The 20,018-nt window shown below is 42.2% G+C and carries 18 protein-coding genes and 1 tRNA gene; 8 read left to right on the top strand and 11 right to left on the bottom strand.

Features of this window, described 5'->3' with window-relative positions; translation table 11 throughout:
• The first annotated feature begins 165 nt into the window (after positions 1 to 165).
• Complete coding sequence (locus VXQ92_RS13035) at positions 166 to 723, top strand: M23 family metallopeptidase (RefSeq protein WP_416682034.1); 558 nt, start codon at positions 166 to 168, stop codon at positions 721 to 723.
• Here the strand turns inward: VXQ92_RS13035 and VXQ92_RS13030 are convergent.
• Positions 702 to 1,913 carry a YbfB/YjiJ family MFS transporter gene (locus VXQ92_RS13030; RefSeq protein ID WP_064096651.1) on the bottom strand — a complete coding sequence of 404 codons (1,212 nt, stop codon included), beginning with the start codon at positions 1,911 to 1,913 and terminating at the stop codon, positions 702 to 704. The two genes, VXQ92_RS13035 and VXQ92_RS13030, sit on opposite strands and share 22 nt — an antisense overlap.
• Before the next feature lie 214 nt (positions 1,914 to 2,127).
• Positions 2,128 to 3,558 carry a pyridoxal phosphate-dependent aminotransferase gene (locus VXQ92_RS13025; RefSeq protein ID WP_064101862.1) on the bottom strand — a complete coding sequence of 477 codons (1,431 nt, stop codon included), beginning with the start codon at positions 3,556 to 3,558 and terminating at the stop codon, positions 2,128 to 2,130.
• A 228-nt stretch (positions 3,559 to 3,786) separates the two neighbouring features.
• Here VXQ92_RS13025 and msrB point away from each other — a divergent pair, with 228 nt between their 5' ends.
• Complete coding sequence (gene msrB / locus VXQ92_RS13020; RefSeq protein WP_064096653.1) at positions 3,787 to 4,206, top strand: peptide-methionine (R)-S-oxide reductase MsrB; 420 nt, start codon at positions 3,787 to 3,789, stop codon at positions 4,204 to 4,206.
• Positions 4,203 to 4,679 (top strand): glutathione peroxidase, encoded by a 477-nt coding sequence (locus tag VXQ92_RS13015; RefSeq protein WP_064096654.1) that lies wholly within the window; start codon positions 4,203 to 4,205, stop codon positions 4,677 to 4,679. The genes msrB and VXQ92_RS13015 overlap by 4 nt, the downstream gene beginning before the upstream one ends.
• A 101-nt stretch (positions 4,680 to 4,780) precedes the next feature.
• Here VXQ92_RS13015 and dapC read toward each other — a convergent pair whose 3' ends face one another.
• The 6 genes from dapC to VXQ92_RS12985 all read right to left on the bottom strand — a co-directional run bounded on the left by dapC (position 4,781) and on the right by VXQ92_RS12985 (position 11,813).
• Positions 4,781 to 5,950: a succinyldiaminopimelate transaminase gene (dapC, locus tag VXQ92_RS13010; protein WP_416682032.1), complete on the bottom strand. Its 1,170-nt coding sequence runs from the start codon at positions 5,948 to 5,950 to the stop codon at positions 4,781 to 4,783.
• Positions 5,951 to 5,972: 22 nt separating this feature from the next.
• Entirely contained in the window at positions 5,973 to 8,639 is a 2,667-nt protein-coding gene (gene glnD / locus VXQ92_RS13005) for a [protein-PII] uridylyltransferase (RefSeq protein ID WP_416682030.1), read from the bottom strand.
• Between the two features lie 26 nt (positions 8,640 to 8,665).
• Positions 8,666 to 9,880: a formate-dependent phosphoribosylglycinamide formyltransferase gene (gene purT, locus VXQ92_RS13000; RefSeq protein WP_416682028.1), complete on the bottom strand. Its 1,215-nt coding sequence runs from the start codon at positions 9,878 to 9,880 to the stop codon at positions 8,666 to 8,668.
• 91 nt (positions 9,881 to 9,971) lie between these two features.
• Positions 9,972 to 10,622: a hypothetical protein gene (locus VXQ92_RS12995; protein WP_416682027.1), complete on the bottom strand. Its 651-nt coding sequence runs from the start codon at positions 10,620 to 10,622 to the stop codon at positions 9,972 to 9,974.
• A 94-nt stretch (positions 10,623 to 10,716) separates the two neighbouring features.
• Positions 10,717 to 11,064 (bottom strand): L-valine transporter subunit YgaH, encoded by a 348-nt coding sequence (ygaH, locus tag VXQ92_RS12990; protein ID WP_416682025.1) that lies wholly within the window; start codon positions 11,062 to 11,064, stop codon positions 10,717 to 10,719.
• Positions 11,061 to 11,813 (bottom strand): AzlC family ABC transporter permease, encoded by a 753-nt coding sequence (locus tag VXQ92_RS12985; RefSeq protein WP_004278940.1) that lies wholly within the window; start codon positions 11,811 to 11,813, stop codon positions 11,061 to 11,063. Before VXQ92_RS12985 ends, ygaH begins: the two co-directional genes overlap by 4 nt.
• A gap of 102 nt (positions 11,814 to 11,915) precedes the next feature.
• On the opposite strand from VXQ92_RS12985, the gene VXQ92_RS12980 reads away from it, so the two are divergent.
• The gene (locus VXQ92_RS12980; RefSeq protein WP_416682023.1) at positions 11,916 to 12,413 is read left to right on the top strand and encodes a hypothetical protein; all 498 of its coding nucleotides are present in this window, start codon (positions 11,916 to 11,918) and stop codon (positions 12,411 to 12,413) included.
• 588 nt (positions 12,414 to 13,001) lie between these two features.
• On the opposite strand, the gene ychF is transcribed toward VXQ92_RS12980, so the two are convergent.
• A complete protein-coding gene (ychF, locus tag VXQ92_RS12975; protein ID WP_416682021.1) occupies positions 13,002 to 14,093 on the bottom strand; it encodes a redox-regulated ATPase YchF in 1,092 nt (363 codons plus the stop codon).
• 296 nt (positions 14,094 to 14,389) lie between these two features.
• On the opposite strand from ychF, the gene VXQ92_RS12970 reads away from it, so the two are divergent.
• On the top strand, positions 14,390 to 15,154 hold the full coding sequence (locus VXQ92_RS12970) for a glutathione S-transferase family protein (RefSeq protein WP_416682020.1): 765 nt from the start codon (positions 14,390 to 14,392) through the stop codon (positions 15,152 to 15,154).
• Between the two features lie 463 nt (positions 15,155 to 15,617).
• A complete protein-coding gene (locus VXQ92_RS12965; protein ID WP_004645518.1) occupies positions 15,618 to 16,088 on the top strand; it encodes an Lrp/AsnC family transcriptional regulator in 471 nt (156 codons plus the stop codon).
• Between the two features lie 68 nt (positions 16,089 to 16,156).
• Here VXQ92_RS12965 and VXQ92_RS12960 read toward each other — a convergent pair whose 3' ends face one another.
• Both VXQ92_RS12960 and VXQ92_RS12955 read right to left on the bottom strand, forming a co-directional pair.
• The gene (locus VXQ92_RS12960; RefSeq protein ID WP_004731522.1) at positions 16,157 to 16,906 is read right to left on the bottom strand and encodes a YebC/PmpR family DNA-binding transcriptional regulator; all 750 of its coding nucleotides are present in this window, start codon (positions 16,904 to 16,906) and stop codon (positions 16,157 to 16,159) included.
• A 248-nt stretch (positions 16,907 to 17,154) separates the two neighbouring features.
• Positions 17,155 to 17,709 (bottom strand): 1-acyl-sn-glycerol-3-phosphate acyltransferase, encoded by a 555-nt coding sequence (locus VXQ92_RS12955; protein WP_064096678.1) that lies wholly within the window; start codon positions 17,707 to 17,709, stop codon positions 17,155 to 17,157.
• A gap of 801 nt (positions 17,710 to 18,510) precedes the next feature.
• On the opposite strand from VXQ92_RS12955, the gene VXQ92_RS12950 reads away from it, so the two are divergent.
• Both VXQ92_RS12950 and VXQ92_RS12945 read left to right on the top strand, forming a co-directional pair.
• Positions 18,511 to 18,587 (top strand) — tRNA-Ile (locus tag VXQ92_RS12950).
• A 194-nt stretch (positions 18,588 to 18,781) separates the two neighbouring features.
• Positions 18,782 to 20,011 (top strand): tyrosine-type recombinase/integrase, encoded by a 1,230-nt coding sequence (locus tag VXQ92_RS12945; protein WP_416682018.1) that lies wholly within the window; start codon positions 18,782 to 18,784, stop codon positions 20,009 to 20,011.
• Positions 20,012 to 20,018: the final 7 nt, after the last annotated feature.

Here is a 20,018-nt window from a genome sequence, read left to right as displayed (position 1 = left end):
CTTTATTGATGAATTTATTCTCGATAAGAATCATCTGCTGCCACAGAAAATCTATAAATAATAGTGCGTAAGTCCTAGCTTATATAAAATCATCACTAAAAATAACAGGATTATGATTTTAAATTAGGCGGTTGTGATTAAGATAAAAGTCATTTATTTAATTAGATGCGAATATTGGTGAAATTTTTTTGGATTATAAGCTTACTGTTGTCTATGGGGTTTTTACTGACGGCCTGTCAGCCACCGCCGTCAGGTCAGGCAGCGGGATGGAAAAGCCCATATCTATATTGGCAATTACAAAGAACCGAGTTAGAAGCGCCGCTACAGATTCCGGTGGAAGAGGTAACAGTCGGTCAAATCAATGATACCTGGGGGGCAGCACGTAGTGCCGGTCGTAAACATGAAGGTACAGATATTTTCGCCAAACGTGGTACACCTGTATTCAGCGCAACTCAAGGTATTGTACGGAAGATTGGGACCAATAATCTGGGTGGAAAAATCATCTGGGTGACCGGTCCAAATATGAGCCAACATTATTATGCGCATCTGGACGATTATGCAGAACATATTCAGGAAGGTGACTGGGTTGAGGCAGGTGAAGTTATTGCTTATGTGGGCAATACGGGTAATGCCAAAAATACCCCGCCGCATTTACATTATGGGATTTATTTAGGTGGGCAAGGGCCCACGAACCCGTATCCTTATTTGGTACCTTCTTTTTGAGTAGAATCTGGCTGAAAGTGTTTGTTGGTTTTGAGTCCGGTGAAACCTGTATGCCAGAATAGTTGCAGGGTTCCCAATAAAAGGACAAATGCAGCCAATATAAACTGCTGATGGTAGCTTAATCCCAGATACTGTAGGGTACTGAAACTGAGGCCACCGATCAGCTGAACAGTGGCAAAACATAAGGTGGCAATACTCCAGAGTTTTTTATAAGCCAATCCATACAGTTGCAAAATGGTATAAGAGGTCAGGAAGACCACAGCGGGATTTAGCATCCCGGTAAAAAAGGAAGAGCTAAAAGTGAGTAAGGGATAGGCATCTAGAGTCGCAATAAAAATGGCCATAATATAAAGGCTATAAAGAATTTTCAGTGCAGCAAAATTACCCCATTTTCTGGCCAGTGCATAAGCACTCAAGGCACCTAAGGCACTGCCTAGTCCATACAGAATCCAGTTGAAATTAATCCAGAACAAGCTCAATCCCAACTGCTGGCTTAAATAATCAATCCAGAAGAGTGAATGCGGTATATAGGCGAATGCACTACAGGCGTATACCGTCAATAAACTATAAAAAATACTATTCAGAGGGAGATGAGCGGTAACAGCAGGTGCCTGTAGAGAAAGATAGGGTTTAAACTGCTGTAGTAGTAAGCTTAAAACAGTAGACATAAGCAGGGCAAAGCCCCACAAGATCAGCCATGCAGTCTGGACGGAAATTTGATCCAGATAGGGCAGAAACAGGGTTGCAACTAAAACACCTACTCCAATTCCGCTAAAACCAATAAAGTTGATTTTAAGACGGTCTTGAAGTTCACAGCACTGCGCGACCACACTCGGCGATAAGATCATCATTAATCCACCGCTGATCCCGGAAATAATCCGCCAAGCGATATACCATGCTTCAGAAAAACCAGAAAATGCACAGCACATCAGGCTGAACATGCCGGCAAAGGCTGAAATTTGAATATAAGTGCTCATACTCCGGTCTTGAGGCAGGCGCATGGCGGTAAATGCGCCGATCAAATAGCCTAGCAAATTGGCGCTGCCCAAGAGACTGGCAAAATCTGTACTCCAGCCAAAGGCCTCGCGTGTACCAGGTAACAGGGCGGTATAAGAAAAACGAAGAATACCAATACCTAAGCACATGCTAAGACAAAGGAGCAGGCTGAGTTTTATTGTATTTGAGGACATCCGTGTACTCATAGAATTTTATATTTGGTCAAAAAATAACATGAATTTTTATGGTTGAGGAAGAATTGCCCGTTAAGAAACCCTGGAGTACAGAAATTTGTGCAAGAAAACCGCCAGGCTTTTTAAAATGTATAAGTTAAAACCTGAACTTTTCAGAAAAGTAAAAAAACCGCATTTAAAAATGCGGTTTTTTTTATATCGTCTGGTGCCGGAATTAACGCATCTTGGCCAGGAAACGGCCAACACGCGTAATAGCTTCACGCAGTTCATTTTCAGCCGGCAGGAATACTACACGGAAATGATCCGGTGTCGGCCAGTTAAAGCCTGTACCTTGAACCAGAAGTACTTTCTCTGCGCGTAACAAATCCAGCATCAGTTTTTCATCGTCCTGAATTGGATACACATTCGGATCCAGTTTCGGGAAGCAGTACATTGCACCTTCAGGCTTGACACAAGATACCCCGGGGATCTCGTTCAGCATTTCCCAGGCAATGTTGCGCTGTTCATATAAACGCCCACCTGGACGAATCAGGTCGTTAATGGACTGATAACCGCCCAGCGCAGTCTGAATCGCATATTGTGCCTGATGATTGGCGCACAGGCGCATCGACGCCAGCATATCCAGACCTTCGATATAATCTGCTGCACGAGACTTGTCACCAGTGATTGCCATCCAGCCCGAACGGTAACCGGCAATACGATACGCTTTAGACAAGCCGTTAAATGATACGCAAAGTTGATTACCTGCCAAGGCAGCCACAGCAACATGCTCGATCCCATCGTAGACAATTTTGTCATAGATTTCGTCAGCAAATAAAATCAGGTCATATTTCTTGGCCAAGTCGACGATTTGTTGCAAGACATGACGTGGGTAAACCGAACCAGTCGGGTTATTCGGGTTAATAATCACAATGCCGCGGGTATTCGGCGTGATTTTGCTTTCCATGTCGGCAATATCTGGATACCAGTGATTTTCTTCATCACATTTATAGTGAATCGCTGTACCGCCAGACAAATTCACTGCTGCCGTCCAGAGTGGATAATCTGGCATCGGAATCAGCATTTCATCGCCATCATCCAGAAGGCCTTGCATGGCCATTACGATCAGTTCCGATACCCCATTACCGACATAGACGTCATTGACGTGCATATCCAGAATACCTTTTTGCTGGTAATACTGGCAGATGGCCTTACGCGCCGGGAAAATCCCTTTGGAATCGGTATAGCCAATCGCATTTGGCAGGTTTAAAGCTACATCATTGATAATTTCTTGCGGCGCTTCAAAGCCGAATGGGGCAGGGTTACCAATATTTAATTTAATGATTTTATGGCCAGCTTCTTCCATCTCTATGGCCGCTCGTAACACAGGTCCGCGAATGTCGTAGCAAACATGATCAAGCTTGGATGATTTCTTGATTTCGCGAGGGGATTGGATAGTGTTCGGCATTTTGATGTTCTCGGATGGAGTGGAGGTCACTTTTGCATAACGATATAAATAACTTTTAAATGTCTCAGTTGTGACTAGATCGAGATGGTGATCATCGCGGAGTAGTGCAACAATTTTCTCATGCGTAAATCCAAGCTGTTGATACTGTTTGATCACAGGCAGCAGATTTTTAAAAATTACGCTCTTCTTTTGCGACATTTTTTAATCCTGAGAAAATTTAAAACTAAGGATATCACTAAATTTGCTCACATAGAATCATTTAATACATAAATTGCTTACTTATATATTTTGCATTTGCTTACTTTTTGCTTTTATGGGCATTATTATCTTTTGTAAAATATTGAATAAAGACTAGAATTTTTAAAATGAATCACGTAAATATAGGATTATCCTATTTTAAATAGCAAGATAAAAAGGTGCGTAAGCATGGGAAAACTCAATAAAACAGACCGTGAGTGGCAAAGAGAGTTATCACCTGAGGAATTTCGCATTACCCGCGAGAAAGGCACAGAGCCGGCATTTACTGGAAAATACTGGAATACTAAGCAAGATGGAACCTATGTTTGCCGTTGCTGTGGCACCCCGCTGTTCTCATCAGAGACCAAGTATGACAGCGGCTGTGGCTGGCCAAGCTTCTACCGTCCTATCAGCAATTCAGTAGTAGAAGAATTACCTGATACTTCACATGGAATGGTCAGAACCGAAATTGTTTGTCATCATTGTGACGCACATTTAGGGCATGTTTTTCCGGATGGTCCGGAACCGACAGGCTTACGTTATTGTGTCAACTCGGCTTCTCTAGATCTAGAAACACAAGAAAAAAATGATGAGGAAACCTATCCATGACTAACATTTATCAGTTTGAAGCTGAATTGTTAAATGGCAAAAGCAAGGCGCTTGCGGATTATGAAGGCAAGGTACTTTTGATTGTCAATACAGCGAGTAAGTGTGGTTTTACCCCCCAGTTTTCAGGATTGGAAAAACTCTACGAAAAATATAAAGATCAAGGTCTGGAAATTTTAGGCTTTCCATGTAACCAGTTTGGTGGTCAAGATCCAGGTTCCAATGAACAGATTGGTGAATTTTGCCAGAAAAATTACGGGGTATCTTTCCCGATGTTTTCCAAGGTGGACGTCAAAGGCCCTGAGGCACATGCTATTTTTCGCTATTTGACCAATAATTCCAAAGGTATTTTAGGCAATGGGATTAAATGGAATTTTACCAAGTTCCTGATCGGACGTGATGGCAAGGTATTGAACCGTTTTGCTCCGACCACCAAGCCTGAAGATCTTGAAGATGAAATTGCCAAAGTATTGTAATGATTAGCATCATTTTCTCAGTATGAGATAAAAATAGAACTCATCTGATTTCAATTAAAAACCCACTTTAAACCAGTGGGTTTTTTAGTTTTGATCAAAACTTAGAGGATAGCTTTCAGCCGTCGAATAACCTCTTCACATTGCGCCAGATCGGCTACGAGTGCCAGACGTACATGATGTTCACCCGGATTGCCCTGTTCGGTATCGCGGGATAAATAGCGACCCGGAAGAACTTTAATATGTGCTTCTTCCATCAGGCGTTTAGCAAAGGCTTCATCGTTGTCGACTTTTAACCAGTAGTAGAAGCCGGCATCTGGCTTTTTCAATGGCAATAAATGTCCGAGTTCCTGTTGAAATAAATCAAACTTGGCCCGGTATTGCACCCGGTTTTCTTCCACATGCGCTTCATCATCCCAGGCAGCAATCGACGCCAGTTGATGTTGAACCGGCATCGCCGCGCCGTGGTAAGTACGATATTGCAAATAAGGTTTTAACAGGCTGGCATCACCAGCAACAAAACCTGAACGCATGCCCGGGAGGTTAGAACGTTTAGACAGTGAATGGAACACTACACAGTTTTTATAGTCATCCCGGCCGATTTCTGCACAAACTTCCAGTAAACCTACAGGTGCCTCATCAAACCACAGTTCCGAATAGCATTCGTCTGAAGCAATCACAAAGTTGTATTGATCCGACAGGGCAATCAGTTTTTTAAACTGTTCTTTGGATAATACTGCTCCGGTTGGATTGCCCGGGGTGCAAACAAATAGCAGTGCAGTTTTTTCCCAGACTTCTGCCGGAACAGCATCAAAATCACCAAGGTAATTGTTCTCCTCAGTACAGTTGATGAAATAAGGTTTGGCACCTGCGAGCAGTGTTGCACCTTCATAAATCTGGTAAAACGGATTCGGCATGACCACATAAGGTGCCTCTTCACGATTCACCAAAGCCTGTACAAACGAGAAAATCGCTTCACGCGTACCGGAAACAGGCAGGATATTGCTGTCTGCACTGATGCTATTTAGCTGAAAACGGCGCGTCAGCCATTGGGCGATACTTTCACGTAGCTCCGGCAAGCCTTTGCTATTTGGATACGTCGACAAATGCTTGAAATTATCAATAATGGCTTGTTTCACAAACTCCGGTGCAAGATGCTTTGGTTCGCCAATCGACAGGGGAATTAACGGCATATTAGCAGGCTGGATATCCGCAAAAAGCTGATTTAACTTTTCAAACGGATAAGGATGCAGTAGAGACAAGCTAGAGTTCATGAATGTGTTACCGAGCAAAATGTTAGTGTTGGCCGCTGACCTGATGTGAAGCCTCATCCAGGGCAGCTTTGAGCGCAGCTGCAAATTCCTGAGACTCCGTTGGGGTCATTGGTATACCATTCTTTTTGGTGACAAAGAATATATCTTCGGCACGTTCGCCAAGTGTGGCAATTTTGGCAGAGTGGATATCCAGGCCTTGCATCATAAATAAACCACCGATTTTGGCAAGTAAACCAGGGTGATCGAGGGTGGCAATTTCAACCATATTTTGATTCAAGGCAGGATTGATACTGATATCGACTGTATTTTCAATATCGAAATGACGTAATTGACGTGGGATCCGGCGCTGCATCAAGCCCGGATATTCATCTGAATGACTTAAGGCATCTTTTAGGGCTTCAATGACTGTGGCTTCGCGTTCTGGATCGGTCAATAAGGTACCAAAACGGTCGAGTACTACATAGGTGTCCAGACTGAAGGCTTTGGTGGCAGTAATAATCCGTGCGTCTTGTACATCCAGGTTCATACGATCCAGAATAGCCACCGTGGTGGCAAACAGGTTGGGTTGATCCTGCGTATAAATGAAGATCTGTACCGCATCCTGGGCGTAATTACGATGTGCCCGCATCAGCACCAGCGGGGCAGGATTGTCGCCGTGCTGTAAAATGGCACGGGTATGCCAAGCAATTTCATCTGCTGTTTCTTTGAGGAAATAGTCATCACCAAGTTCCTGCCAGACTTTTTCGACCTCATCCAGTGAGAAGTCCTGAACCAGAAGTTCACTGGCTGCAAATTTGGTATCTTCAATCAGCATTTGATAATCAACCGGACGGCCCAGACCAGAACGGATTACGTCACGTGCCTGAGTATATAGTTGACGCATTAACGAGGCGCGCCAGGTATTCCACAGCTTCGGATTGGTGGCATTAATATCGGCTACCGTCAGGGTGTATAAATAATCCAGATGCTCCATGTCGCCCATTTTTTCGGCGAACTCCTTGACCACATCCGGATCGGAAATATCTTTTTTCTGGGCGGTGACAGACATTACCAGATGATTCTGGATCAGCCAGGCCACTAGGTTGCTTTCGCGTTCGGTAAAGCCGTGACTACGGCAAAACTTGATCGCATCGCTGGCGCCAAGTTCACTGTGATCACCACCGCGACCTTTGGCAATATCATGGAAAATTGCTGCCAGATAGACGATGTCACGACGGGTCAGACGCTGGAATACTGAACTGACCACCGTGAATTCTTTGGCAAATTCAGGTTCTTTAAAGCGGTTTAAATTGCGTAGCAACAATAAAGTATGCGCATCGACCGTATAGATGTGGAACAGATCATATTGCATCAGCCCCATAATCTGACCAAAGGCCGGAATATAATTTCCGAGCACACCGTAACGCTTCATGGAGACCATGGTGTCGTACAGCCGATGCGGTGAGCGGATAATTGCCATGAACAGCGCCTGATGCACCGGATTATCACGAAAATCCTGATTAATGCGTTTTCCAGCCAAGGTCAGCAGGCGTAAGGTACGCGCACGTATGCCTTCGATCTCGGGACGGTTGGCCAACAGATAGAAAATTTCCAGAATTGCGCTTGGATTTTCCGAGAAAATCTTGTGATGCTGGACAGCCAGTTTGCCATCGACCAGTTTGAAATTTTCATTAATTTCTTCAATCTGGCGTTCATATTGCGGCAAACGCGGGGTAATCACCGATTCGTTGAAATAAGCCAGCAACATTTCGTTCAGCGTCGATACCTGCTGTGCAGTGCGATAATAACGCTTCATGAACTGTTCGATAGGATAGTTTGGGTGGTGGCCTTCTTCACGCACATAGCCGAACTTGGCTGCAATATCACGCTGATAATCAAATAATAAGCGGTTTTCATCGCGCTTGGTCAAGCGGTGCAGATGATGGCGGATTTCCCAGAGGAAACTTTCGGCTTCCTCAAGTACACCGAGTTCAAATTCTGAAATAAAACCGAGATGTACCAGATCATAAATCCGGTTGACGCGAAAATGCCGTTTGGCAATCCAGCCAATCTGGTTAATGTCACGGATACCACCTGGCGCATTTTTAATATCCGGTTCCAGATTGCTTTCAGTATTGTTGTGCTGAGCATAACGCTTGTGCTGCTCATCCATCTTGGCATCAAAAAAGGTTTTGTCGGTCCATGTACGTGACACGATGCGACGTGGCCATTTGCATAGATTTTCATTGCCAGTAATCAGGCGTGCTTCGATGAGGGTGGTAGCTACACTCAAATCACTACTGGCCTGATTGACACATTCATTGATGGTACGGACACTGATGCCTGGTTTGAAATTCCCAACATCCCATAGCGATGAAATAAATATAGAAATCAGCTGTTCCTGTTCTGGGCTAATCTCATCTTCTGACAAGATCATGATATCGACATCAGAATAAGGCAGCATTTCACGGCGGCCATAGCCCCCGACAGCAAACAGAGCCAAATCAGTTTGATCCAGTTCGGCATGCTGCCAAAGAAACTGCAGGGCTTCATCGATCAGGTTGGAGCGTGCCAGAATAATATCCCGAATCGACTGCCCATTTTCAAAACTTTCCTGAAGCTGATTTTCGACATCACTGCGCCATTGATTGATGGCTTTAATGTCATGGTTGCTTTTAGCGTAATTCAGCAGTGGATGGGTGTTGATCATGTACAGTCGTCCGTTGGTATTTCAGTTTAGTTCTGGTTGACACTAACCTGGCTTGCTGCCTGTAGTGCCAGTTCACGTGCCTGTTCGATAGTTTCTGCACGTGCAGTGGCGACACCCATGCGGCGACGTTTAAAGCCTTCCGGTTTGCCAAACAGGCGCAAATCAGTGTTGCCGTCTGCTAAAGCAAGATCCAGACCAGAAAAGGAAAGATTGCGTCCATCGACTCCGGCATAAATCACCGCGCTGGCAGCTATACTATGTCGTGCAGTATTCACCGGCAAGCCTAAGATAGCACGTGCATGCAGCTCAAATTCACTTTGGAATTGTGAAGCTAAAGTCACCAGTCCGGTATCGTGCGGACGAGGGGAAACCTCACTAAACCATACCTTGTCACCTTTTACAAAGAGTTCCACACCAAAAATTCCGCAACCACCGAGTGCTGCAGTAACCTTATTGGCAATACGTTTGGATTCTTGCAGCGCTGCCGGAGTCATCGGCTGAGGCTGCCAGCTTTCCACATAGTCGCCCGAGTCCTGACGATGTCCGATTGGATCGCAGTAAGACGTTTCGATTTCGCCAGTTGCCGGATTTTTGGCACGAACAGTTAATAAGGTAATTTCAAAGTCAAAGTCAATCTGTGATTCTACAATGACGGTGCCCTGATTGACCCGACCTCCAGTTTGTGCATATTCCCAAGCCGCATCGACTTCATCAAAGCAGGTGACACGAGACTGGCCTTTACCTGAAGATGACATGACTGGTTTAACAAAGTTTGGATAGCCGACATCGTCGCAGGCTGCACGGAAAGACTCTAAACTGTCGGCAAAACGGTAATCTGAAGTGGGCAGACCAAGTTCTTCTGCAGCCAGACGACGAATACCTTCACGGTTCATGGTCAGATTAACGGCTTTGGCAGAAGGAATGACCGTAGCAATGTTCTGGGCTTCAATCTCAAGCAGAACTTCGGTTGCAATGGCTTCAATTTCAGGCACGATTAAATGTGGCTGGATTTGATTGATGAGTTGTTTAAGTTCTACAGCATCTGCCATATTCAAGGTATAGGAATAATGCGCAACCTGCATGGCAGGGGCATGATCATAACGGTCAGCAGCATGAACTTCGACTCCAAGACGTTGCAGGGAAATCACCACTTCCTTGCCCAGTTCACCAGAACCCAATAATAGAACTTTGTAGGCAGAAGATTGAAGTGGAGTACCAATAGTCACGCTCATGTGTGTCATCCATGCTTGATTTTATGGACTTTTAGCATAGCAGAACTGAGCCGGCAGTTAAGCCAAGATTCATATAAAATTGTGATATTACCTAACAATTTTATTTATAAAGTTTTCTAATATTATCCGGGCTTGAAATTGAGGTATTGGTGAGTGACTCAACTGGTTTTGCTAAAGGATAAATCCGGCTTGGTGGATTTAACTTTTCCATGTCCAGAAGATGCGCTGGACTTAGAGCGAATAGATGTAGTAGTTTTCGAGTTTGTGCTCGTCTATAAGAATAAAATGCCAACATCGGTAATCCGACCAAAATCGATGCTAACAATAAACCCCAGAAGCTAAAGAGAGTTGCATCCCGCACGGCACGTTCAAAACTTGTGCTAACCAGAAAGAAAAAGCCCGTCAGCAAAATCAGGGAAAGAGCTATAATTTTGATTAAATTAGGAATGATCCGATGCATCCAGCTCCAGCGACTAAAAATGATGGTGCTGGGATGTAAATGTAAAACTTGCTGAGTGTGATTCAACATGGCTATGATTTTATTCTGGCCATTTTTCTGTATATAAACCATACGGACTTGATCCGCTGGCTGCACATGTACTTCCACAAAATGTCCGGTAAAGTTTTGAGCATTGATAAAACATTTAAAATACTGTCCCAGTACTTCATGTCGATGGAATAAGGTTAACATTTCATCGCGCCGATGATGAATAAAGATTTTTCCTTCAATCATCTGTTTGACTTCAAACATGCGCATCCTTCCTTGTTTTTATTGTTATATAAAAAAAGACCTATACTATGAGTTTAGCATAAGCCTTTGTCTTGATTGATTAATCATTTAAACCTTAAAAAGGCATAGGTACATAGGTATACACCAGACCATAGGTCAGCGCTGCAGTCAGGGTCGCCATCACGATCTGTTTAAACTTGAAGTACAAAGCAATAAGCACAATAAAGCCGACCAGCATCGCAAAACTTTTATTCGGTGTTTCTAATAAAGGCGGCAGGGTGGCAACCACCAACATGGAGCTGATCGCAGCAATACCGATTGAGCCCAAAGCAATTTTTAGCCACAATGCTCCACGTTTTTGCGAACCTTGCTGAAATTTCTGAATCACAAAAAAAGGTCCGAAACGGGAAGCGAAATTGGCAATGCCGACTATAATTCCCACCAGAATAATCTCTAGATTCATGCTTGATCTCCTGCGTGTTCAGGGTCTGGCTGTTTCAGAATATAGTGCTTGAACAGGCCGGCAAAAATACCCGAACTAATCCCGATAAAAATCGCGGCAGACAAGTCGATAAAGTAACAGGCAATCGCAGACACCAGAATTGTGACGGCTACTACAAAAGTATGTTTCTTTTCAAAGGCTGCCAACAAGAAACTCAGGAATAGTGCAGGTAACAGGAAGTCTAGTGCAGCCTGCAAGAACTGTGGCAAGTTGCTGACCTGATCGGCAAACAATCCACCGAGGAAAGATCCGAGAGCCCAGGACATCCAGCTAAACAGGCTTAAACCCAGCATCCATGATTCCGACCACTCTTGACGCCGTTGCGAGAGCTTGATCATGCCAGAGGCAAAGACTTCATCGGTCAGACCCCAAGACCAGATTGCTGTTTTCTTTAAATTGAGCCGGTCTTGAATCAGGTTTTGCAGCGCCGGACCATAGAGCAGATGGCGAATATCTAAAGCTATTACCGTTAATGCCGTCATCCAGATAGATGTTCCACTGCCTAAAAGAGCGACCACCAAAAACTGGCTGGCACCTGCATACATTGAGCAGGACAGGAACAAGGCTTCCCAGGCGGTAAAGCCAAACTGGGTGGCTGAAACACCAAACGCAAACGACACCGGTAAATAAGTGAAGATAATTGCTTGGCTATCTTTTGCACCTTGCCAGAAGCCAGCAGGTTGGGTAGCGAGTTGATTCGGTTCAGACACGACACACCTTGAAGAAGAGTGGAACGATGGGTCAAATGGAGATTGTGTATTCTACGTGAATTTAATAGCATAGGCCGAAATGTTTAAATTGGCGAGCCTGATATGTGGATGTTCAAGACACGCGCAATGCTGACTGCTGCTTTAATAGGCACGGCAATGTTATTACAAGCGTGTGGGAATGACAGTCAATCGACTGATAAGCCAGAAATTAAACCGGCACCTAAACTGAGCAATGATGCGACGACTTATGCCAAGGCTGCCTGGCAGCTGATCAATGAAGTGGACCCACTGGTTTATGATAAAGAAGTGGATCAACTGGAAAGTCAGGTACGTCAACCGGTACGTAAACTGAGTACAGAGTGGCGTATTAATGTCAAAATGACAGATTCGGTGACTGAAGGGAAATATGCCCTGTGCCGTAAGGCCTTGACCAGTCTCGATATCTGGGCGCGCACTATCATCGAAAATGGTAATGGCCTGTCACAAAAACAGGCAGATTATGAACGGGATAAATTGCAATGCCAGAATGCGATTGCCAATCCTGCACTGGGAAATACTGATCCTAAACAGAAGGGTACAGCGATTGCCAATATGCAATAAATCCCTATTTGTTCAAATTTGCCCAAAAAAGCCAGTCATTCAGCCTGGCTTTTTAGCAAAATAAACTCTAAAAATAGGGCATCCATACCTGTTCCAATAAAAGCCGAATACATCACAGATCAGGAATGTGCTGCCAATCATGCGTTGTATTAACGTACGTGTAGACATGGCCGATCTCCTCAAAGATTTAAAGTATGTTCAACGCTTCGAAATAACGATAATTTACTGCTTCTCATTTTGTGCCTGCTGTACCTGCATGGATATTATTGATAGAAGTTTGATGAAGCTTACTTATAATAAATTGCCATGGTCTTGCTATCGATATGAAGTTCTAGCGCATTTTATAGGCATCATAAGGCAATGCAGGCGGGGGATAGCTCATCGTCAGGATTATTTGAGTAAGATAAAGCTGGGTTAATTTTCATAAGATTTAAGATAGGCTTTAATTAAATCTTCATATATGCGAATCATTATTATTGTTAATGCGTGTTGATATTGTGCGCTGACAGCAAGGTTGTTATATGTATGTAACCTCTTTTAAAAGCAATAAAAAAGCCCCAAGAAGGGGCTTTTTTAAACGGTAAATACTTAAACGTTAAAACGGAAGTGTAAAACGTCACCATCCTGAACGATGTAAGTTTTACCTTCTAGACGCCATTTACCGGCTTCTTTCGCTCCAGCTTCGCCGTTGTACTGCACGAAATCATCATAAGCGATACATTCTGCACGGATAAAGCCTTTTTCAAAGTCGGTATGAATCACACCAGCTGCCTGTGGTGCAGTTGCGCCAACTTTCACGGTCCAGGCACGAACTTCTTGCACGCCCGCGGTGAAATAAGTTTGTAGGCCAAGCAGTGAATAACCTGCACGAATGACCACGTTTAAACCCGGCTCTTCCATACCCATTGCTTCAAGGAATTCAGCACGGTCTTCATCTTCAAGCAATGAAATTTCAGCTTCAATCTGGTTGCAAAGTGGCACTACAATCGCATTTTCTTCAGCAGCTAATTTTCGCACTGCATCTAAATGCGGGTTGTTTTCAAAACCGTCTTCAGCAACGTTGGCAATATACATGGTTGGTTTAAGCGTCATTAAGCCAAAACCACGAACCAGTTTACGTTCGTCATCATCTAGGTCCGCTGCGCGAGCCGGTTTACCTTCATTTAGTAAAGGCAGGATCTTTTCCAGCACTGCTTTAGTGGCAATCGCTTCTTTGTCGCCACCTTTGGCAGATTTGGTTAAACGGGTAACAGCTTTCTCAACAGTGTCCAGATCTGCAAGCGCAAGTTCGGTATTGATCGTTGCGATGTCATCTAGTGGATCAATACGACCATTCACATGAATGACGTTTTCATCTTCAAAACAGCGCACAACATGAGCAATCGCATCAGTTTCGCGAATATTTGCCAGGAACTGGTTGCCTAAGCCTTCGCCTTTAGATGCGCCCGCTACCAGACCAGCAATATCTACAAATTCCATAGTAGTTGGAATAATACGTTGCGGTTTAACAATTTCTGCCAATTTGTCTAAACGTGGATCAGGAACAGGCACAATCCCGGTGTTTGGTTCGATCGTACAGAAAGGGAAGTTTTCTGCAGCAATAGCAGCTTTGGTTAAGGCATTGAAAAGTGTAGATTTACCAACGTTCGGCAAGCCGACAATACCGCAATTAAAACCCATGAAATAACTCACAAAAGCGTTATATAAAAATTGCCCCCGATTTTACATGAAAGCACGGCTAAAGTCAGGTCATGCGCTTGCGGTTTATTACAATCAAATACTTCTGGCTGCCTGATAGGGGCTGTCAGGCTTAACAGAATTTGTCATGATTCCGTTAAATATGGAGATATAATCACCCAGTATTTTACTTTTGAATAAAAATCACATTGTTTTTCTAAAATTGAGTGACTAAAGTATCCGAATAAAACAGTGGCTTACACATGCCCTGATCCAATAATCATAAACATGGAGTATACATGCGAACTTTATACCAGTTTCCGTTATCTCACTTTTGCGAAAAAGCACGTTGGATGCTGGACCATAAAGAGCTGAATTATGTTGCTCACAATCTGATTCCCGGAGTACATCGCGCTTTTGCCCGCTTGAAAACCGGTCAGAATCGTCTGCCTATTTTGCGCGATCAGGACCGCTGGATCGCAGATTCCACCCAGATTGCTTTATATCTGGATGATACTTATCCAGAGCACCGCTTATTGTATGCAGAAGGACATTTTCGAAATAAAGCTTTAGAAATTAATGAAATTACGCTGGAATTAGGTCGCCATGTCCGCCGCTGGATGCTCTCTCAAGCACTGACTTCTGATCATGAGTCTCTGGATATCTTAATTGGGGAGCAGGGCTACCTGCGCCAGTTTGAAAAATTTTCCAAACCTTTATTGAAAGCAATGGTTGCCAAGGGGTATGCCTTGAATGAAGAAACCGTAGCAGAATCCAAACAGCATATTGAGGTGGCTGTACAGCAACTGAACCAAATGCTGGTCAGTCAAGGTGGGCACTATTTTGTCGGAAATCGTTTAGGTCTGGCAGATATTGCGGTTTGTTCCATGTTGGCACCGCTTTTGGCGATTCCAGGTACACCGTGGGAAAAGGAGAATTTTGAAAGCTTGTCTGAAGAATATCGTGACTATCAGCAGTACTTGAATCAGCTGCCACTAGGTGAATATATTTGCCGTACTTACCGAGCTGAACGTAATGCACGGGTAGACTGGCGTGGTGTATAGGTTTAATGCTACCAGAATTAAAGCCAGATAAGATTTACCCAGTCAAAGTCATTTAAAATAGTGAAAATCCCTTCGATCATGCTCGCATATCCAGATTGCCACAGATAGCAAAAACACGCATGATTTTTCACCTGCCCATCCGCCAACTCAATCGATAATAGCCACATTGACAATAACCACCGAAATTATAATTATCGATTGTATTGATAATCTTAAATCGCTGAAAAATTTAGATGATTATCTATTTTAAGCCTCTTTGTGTGAATCTATTTTCATATGCTTGAAAGATGCCAGTTGAGTCAGGCGAATGATAGTAGGATCTGCGAAGCTATTATAATAGCGTCTACAATTTGAAAAATATTTTCAGAATATTAAATTTTTGTGAAAAATAAATAATTGTTGTATAACAGAGAAAGTGCAAAAATTTCTGCATTTACTGTTTATTGATATATAGAGTACAAAAATGGAACTGGATCGTTTCGATAAACATATTCTGGAAATATTGACGCATGAAGATGTCAATTTGAATGAGCTGTCCGAGCGGGTAAATTTATCTGTCAGTTCGGTGCATCGCAGGATCAAACACTTAATAGATCATAATATTATTAGTGGCTTAAAGCGTGAAATCAATTACCAGAAATTGGGTTTCAGCCTGCATGTACTGTTACAGGTATCTTTAAGCAAACATGATAGCGACACTTTTGCCAAATTTCTGGAAGAGCTGGAAAGTATTCCTGAAGTGATTAATGCCTTTTTGGTCACTGGTCAGTCGGCAGATTTTATTGTCGAAGTGGTGGCACGTGATATGGAAAATTATAGTGAAATCCTGCTCAAACGGATTGGGAAAATTGAACATGTGGTTGCGCTGCATTCGAGCTTTGTCATTAAAGAATATAATGTTTTTAACTGTAGCGGATTACTCAATAAGGTTTAATCCCAGATGAGCATGGCAGATAGCAATAAAAAACGCACCCAGGGGTGCGTTTTTTGAATCAGTGATAGTTAAGCATCCAGTTCTGCTAAAACGGCATCTGAGAATTCAACGTTGGTATATACGTTCTGGACATCATCCAAGTCTTCAAGCATATCAATCATTTTCATGATTTTTTTCGCTTGATCGATGTCTGTGATTTCTGCTTTGGTTGAAGGGCTCATCACCACTTCAGCGTTATCGGATTTTAAACCTGCAGCAGTTAGAGCATCTTGAACATCACCGAAAGCTTCAGGTGTGGTAATGACCAGAATTTCATCTTCAGTGACTTCAATATCTTCAGCACCTGCTTCTAATGCCACTTCCATGATTTGATCTTCCAAAGACACATCTTCAAAAGTGATCTCGCCACGTTTAGTGAACAGGAAGGCAACCGAGCCGTTGGTGCCTAGGTTACCGTCAGTTTTAGAGAAGCAATGACGTACGTCAGGTACGGTACGGTTCAAGTTGTCAGTCATGGTTTCAACAATAACCGCAACACCACCTACACCATAACCTTCGTAGGTCACTTCTTTCAGGTCGTCGTTATCTTCGCCACCAGCACCACGTTGAATGGCACGGTTGATCACGTCACGTGTCATATTCACTGATAATGCTTTTTCAACCACAGCACGTAGACGAGGGTTGCTTGCAGTATCTGGACCACCAAGCTTTGCAGCAGTGGTTAATTCACGAATGTATTTGGTAAAAACTTTACCACGACTCGCATCTTGTTTTGCTTTGCGATGCTTAATATTGGCCCACTTGGAATGACCCGCCATGCGAACTATGCTCCTTGTAGATTGGCTGTATGCCTATCAGAATGCCGAAATTCTACCATAAGCGTTTTTTTAAAAAAAAGTGCCTGGATTTGAGATTTCAGGATAAAAACAAAAAAAGTGCAATATCGAGAAAAATATTCTAAAGAGGATAAGGGGATTTATAATTCTATTTATGCATTTATATAGACAGATGACCAAGGCATAACAGCAAAATTGCTGTTTATGCCCGTACTTTTCTTTTAAAAAGCTTATTCAGGAATAACGATATCCAGACCAACTTTGTCTTTATAAAGTTGCTTGATCAAAGCCAGGTCATGCGCAAGGTCTGTTGGATAGATCTTGCCCAGAATGCCACCTTGCTTAGTTTTGGAGTTGGCATATAACAGCACGATCGGTACATTGGCAGCCTTGGCAATATGCCAGAAACCGGTGCGAATCGGTTTGCGCGCTTCACCCTGTTTGGCCCGTGTTGCTTCTGGTGCAATCACCAGATTAAACTTTTCATTGTTCTGAAAATGTTCCACCATCTGGGTCACGATATCTTTATTGGCCTTGCGGTCAACTGGAATACCCCCTACAGCTTTTAATAGCGGTTTGAATGGACCTTTAAATAATTCTTTTTTAATTAGGGTGTGAATTTTGAGGTCATAAATCTGGAACAGTGCAATTGACAATACCGCATCCATCATTGAAGTGTGTTCAAATCCAATAATGACCTGTTTGTCTTCAAGCACATCTGGTTCGACATGATATTGCCAACCTGCAAGTTTAAATGCAGATTCGCCAAGGAATTTATTTAGCATAAGTACAGAGAAGTAAAAACCGTATGAAGAGAACTGCATAATTTCATCCTGTTCGATGATACAGTCAATAGGCTTTCCAATAAAATCGGTGAATAATGTAAAAATCTATGATTTATTCATCTTTTTTTTAAATTAAAAATTAAGAGTTAAAATATATAAGAAAAATTACACTAATATTTTATGAGTATTACTGAATATAAAAAAAGTCTTAAAATGGTGAAAAAATGACTATTCAGAACACATTTTAATTATTAGACTTTTGTCGAAGAAGAGACTTTACACAGGTCTTTTCTATTTTCGTATTCTTTCTACGCTGAGATTGAAAAGTATGACTTACATTGCAGCCTTTATAGTTTCTATACTGATTTTGGCACTCATAATTGTATGGTCTTTAATCGAAATCAAACAGGATTTGCGTAAAGACGAAGAAATGAAGTCTGAATTCTAGTGGTTTACTCTGTTTCGGCTAAATGCTTTTTTCTCTAAATTTCTGTTCATCTAATAAAGAATTTTGATACCTTATAGATATACTAAGACGTTAAATCTATCAATGTCAGGATGAGATTGATAAGATAAGGTTGAAATTCAGAGGTTCATCTGTTTTGAATTGCCTGTTATTTTCTCAAGCCTGAGAAGGCTCTTATACTGAAGTCTTAAATAACCGATATTCTGGTTTAGACAACTCACTCATAATTGCTGCCTAAATGTTCAAGTGGTCATAAAATTACTTGTCTTTCCAAAAAATCTTAGCTAGTATTCATGACGCCTGAACTTATTGATAAATAAAGTTTTCAGCATTTAGGGCCTATAGCTCAGTTGGTTAGAGCAGCGGACTCATAATCCGTTGGTCGACAGTTCAAGTCTGTCTGGGCCCACCAGTTTTTTGTAATCATATGCACAGTTTTGTAATGATTTGATATATAAACCCATGAATTATAATGATTCATGGGTTTTTTATTTCTGCTTTTTGCACAACTATGTTTGGCTATGCACAGCTTTATTTGGCCCTCTTGTGTATCCAATCTTGTATCCGATACTCTTTCTGCATTACTCGGATACAAGAGATTTTGCTATGAAAAGAGCGGCTTTAGATAACATCAAACAAATCAAAGATACCCATCTTCTTAATCTTGAACCTGAGGATAAGGAATATCGTATTTCATGTGATGCTGGGCTTTATTTTCGTGTATCACCAAAAGGGAAAAAAACTTGGCAAGTCCGCTTTAAGGATGAGGCGGGGAAGTGGAAATGGCACAGTATTGGAAGTTATCCGCAGTTATCGCTTGTAGCAGCTAAACTTGAAGCTTCAACTATTTTTCTTAAGTTACAGCAAAATGAAAAAGTATTAACAAAAAAAGAAATTGAATTGCAAAAGATTGAGGAACAACAACTTAATTTAAAAAGTTTGATGTATGACTGGCTTGATACTAAGAAAACAACTTGGGCTGCAATAACAATAAAGAAAGAAACTCAATCAATTGAAAAACGTATCTTATCTGTTTTTGGTGAATTGGATTTCACCAAAATTTCACCTCAACAATGGCTGACATTTTTTCAGGATATGCTTAGAAGTGAAAGTATTTACAATCGTGTAGAGAAACTAGTTTCACATTGTCGCAATGCCTATGATCTTGCAAAGTTTCATGGACAAATAGAGTCGAACCCTTTGGATGGAATTTTGAAGTATCTTGATAAAGGTAGTAAAGGGAATATGAAGCATGTCAGTCTTCAGGAACTGCCCGAGTTGGTGCAGTCTATTCGAAGCTATAGAAATTCGCATACAGCAATTGCTTTAGAGTTACTTGTTATTCTTTTTCCTCGCCCACAAGAATTGCGCTATGCAAAATGGCAAGATTTTGACTTTGAGAAAAAAATCTGGATAAAGCCTGCCGAAACAATGAAATGTGGTATTACCCATGTTGTACCTTTACCAAAACAGGCAATAGAACTGTTATTTAAATTAAAAGAAATTAGGACAGTATCGGATTTTTTATTTCCTAGTAGAGATAGCCTTTTACAGCCAATGAGTGAAGCAACTTTAAATAATGCTTTAAAAAATCTTGGTTATCGAGGCCGTCAAAGCCCACATGGTTTTAGGCATATTGCCAGCACTGCTTTAAACAACCAATTTAGTGATAAAGAACAAGTAATAGAAGCTTGTTTGGCACATAAAAAACATGGTGTAAAAGCTGTTTATGACAAAGCAACACATTTAGAAGAACGAATTGAAATTATGCAGTGGTGGGCTGATTATTTAGAACAGTTATATTTGGATAAAAAAGTCACAATGAAAGTTGCTTAATTCACTA

This window comes from Acinetobacter sp. 228, from assembly GCF_048147885.1.
Note: the sequence above shows the minus strand (reverse complement) of the source record. Positions and strands in the feature narration are given on the sequence as shown.

Bases quoted from the DNA above. Each gene is read 5' to 3' on its own strand.
- VXQ92_RS13035 (WP_416682034.1), top strand. From the start codon at position 166: ATGCGAATATTGGTGAAATTTTTTTGGATTATAAGCTTACTGTTGTCT.
- VXQ92_RS13030 (WP_064096651.1), bottom strand. From the start codon at position 1,913: ATGTCCTCAAATACAATAAAACTCAGCCTGCTCCTTTGTCTTAGCATG.
- VXQ92_RS13025 (WP_064101862.1), bottom strand. From the start codon at position 3,558: ATGTCGCAAAAGAAGAGCGTAATTTTTAAAAATCTGCTGCCTGTGATC.
- msrB (WP_064096653.1), top strand. From the start codon at position 3,787: ATGGGAAAACTCAATAAAACAGACCGTGAGTGGCAAAGAGAGTTATCA.
- VXQ92_RS13015 (WP_064096654.1), top strand. From the start codon at position 4,203: ATGACTAACATTTATCAGTTTGAAGCTGAATTGTTAAATGGCAAAAGC.
- dapC (WP_416682032.1), bottom strand. From the start codon at position 5,950: ATGAACTCTAGCTTGTCTCTACTGCATCCTTATCCGTTTGAAAAGTTA.
- glnD (WP_416682030.1), bottom strand. From the start codon at position 8,639: ATGATCAACACCCATCCACTGCTGAATTACGCTAAAAGCAACCATGAC.
- purT (WP_416682028.1), bottom strand. From the start codon at position 9,880: ATGACACACATGAGCGTGACTATTGGTACTCCACTTCAATCTTCTGCC.
- VXQ92_RS12995 (WP_416682027.1), bottom strand. From the start codon at position 10,622: ATGTTTGAAGTCAAACAGATGATTGAAGGAAAAATCTTTATTCATCAT.
- ygaH (WP_416682025.1), bottom strand. From the start codon at position 11,064: ATGAATCTAGAGATTATTCTGGTGGGAATTATAGTCGGCATTGCCAAT.
- VXQ92_RS12980 (WP_416682023.1), top strand. From the start codon at position 11,916: ATGTGGATGTTCAAGACACGCGCAATGCTGACTGCTGCTTTAATAGGC.
- ychF (WP_416682021.1), bottom strand. From the start codon at position 14,093: ATGGGTTTTAATTGCGGTATTGTCGGCTTGCCGAACGTTGGTAAATCT.
- VXQ92_RS12970 (WP_416682020.1), top strand. From the start codon at position 14,390: ATGCGAACTTTATACCAGTTTCCGTTATCTCACTTTTGCGAAAAAGCA.
- VXQ92_RS12965 (WP_004645518.1), top strand. From the start codon at position 15,618: ATGGAACTGGATCGTTTCGATAAACATATTCTGGAAATATTGACGCAT.
- VXQ92_RS12960 (WP_004731522.1), bottom strand. From the start codon at position 16,906: ATGGCGGGTCATTCCAAGTGGGCCAATATTAAGCATCGCAAAGCAAAA.
- VXQ92_RS12955 (WP_064096678.1), bottom strand. From the start codon at position 17,709: ATGCTAAATAAATTCCTTGGCGAATCTGCATTTAAACTTGCAGGTTGG.
- VXQ92_RS12945 (WP_416682018.1), top strand. From the start codon at position 18,782: ATGAAAAGAGCGGCTTTAGATAACATCAAACAAATCAAAGATACCCAT.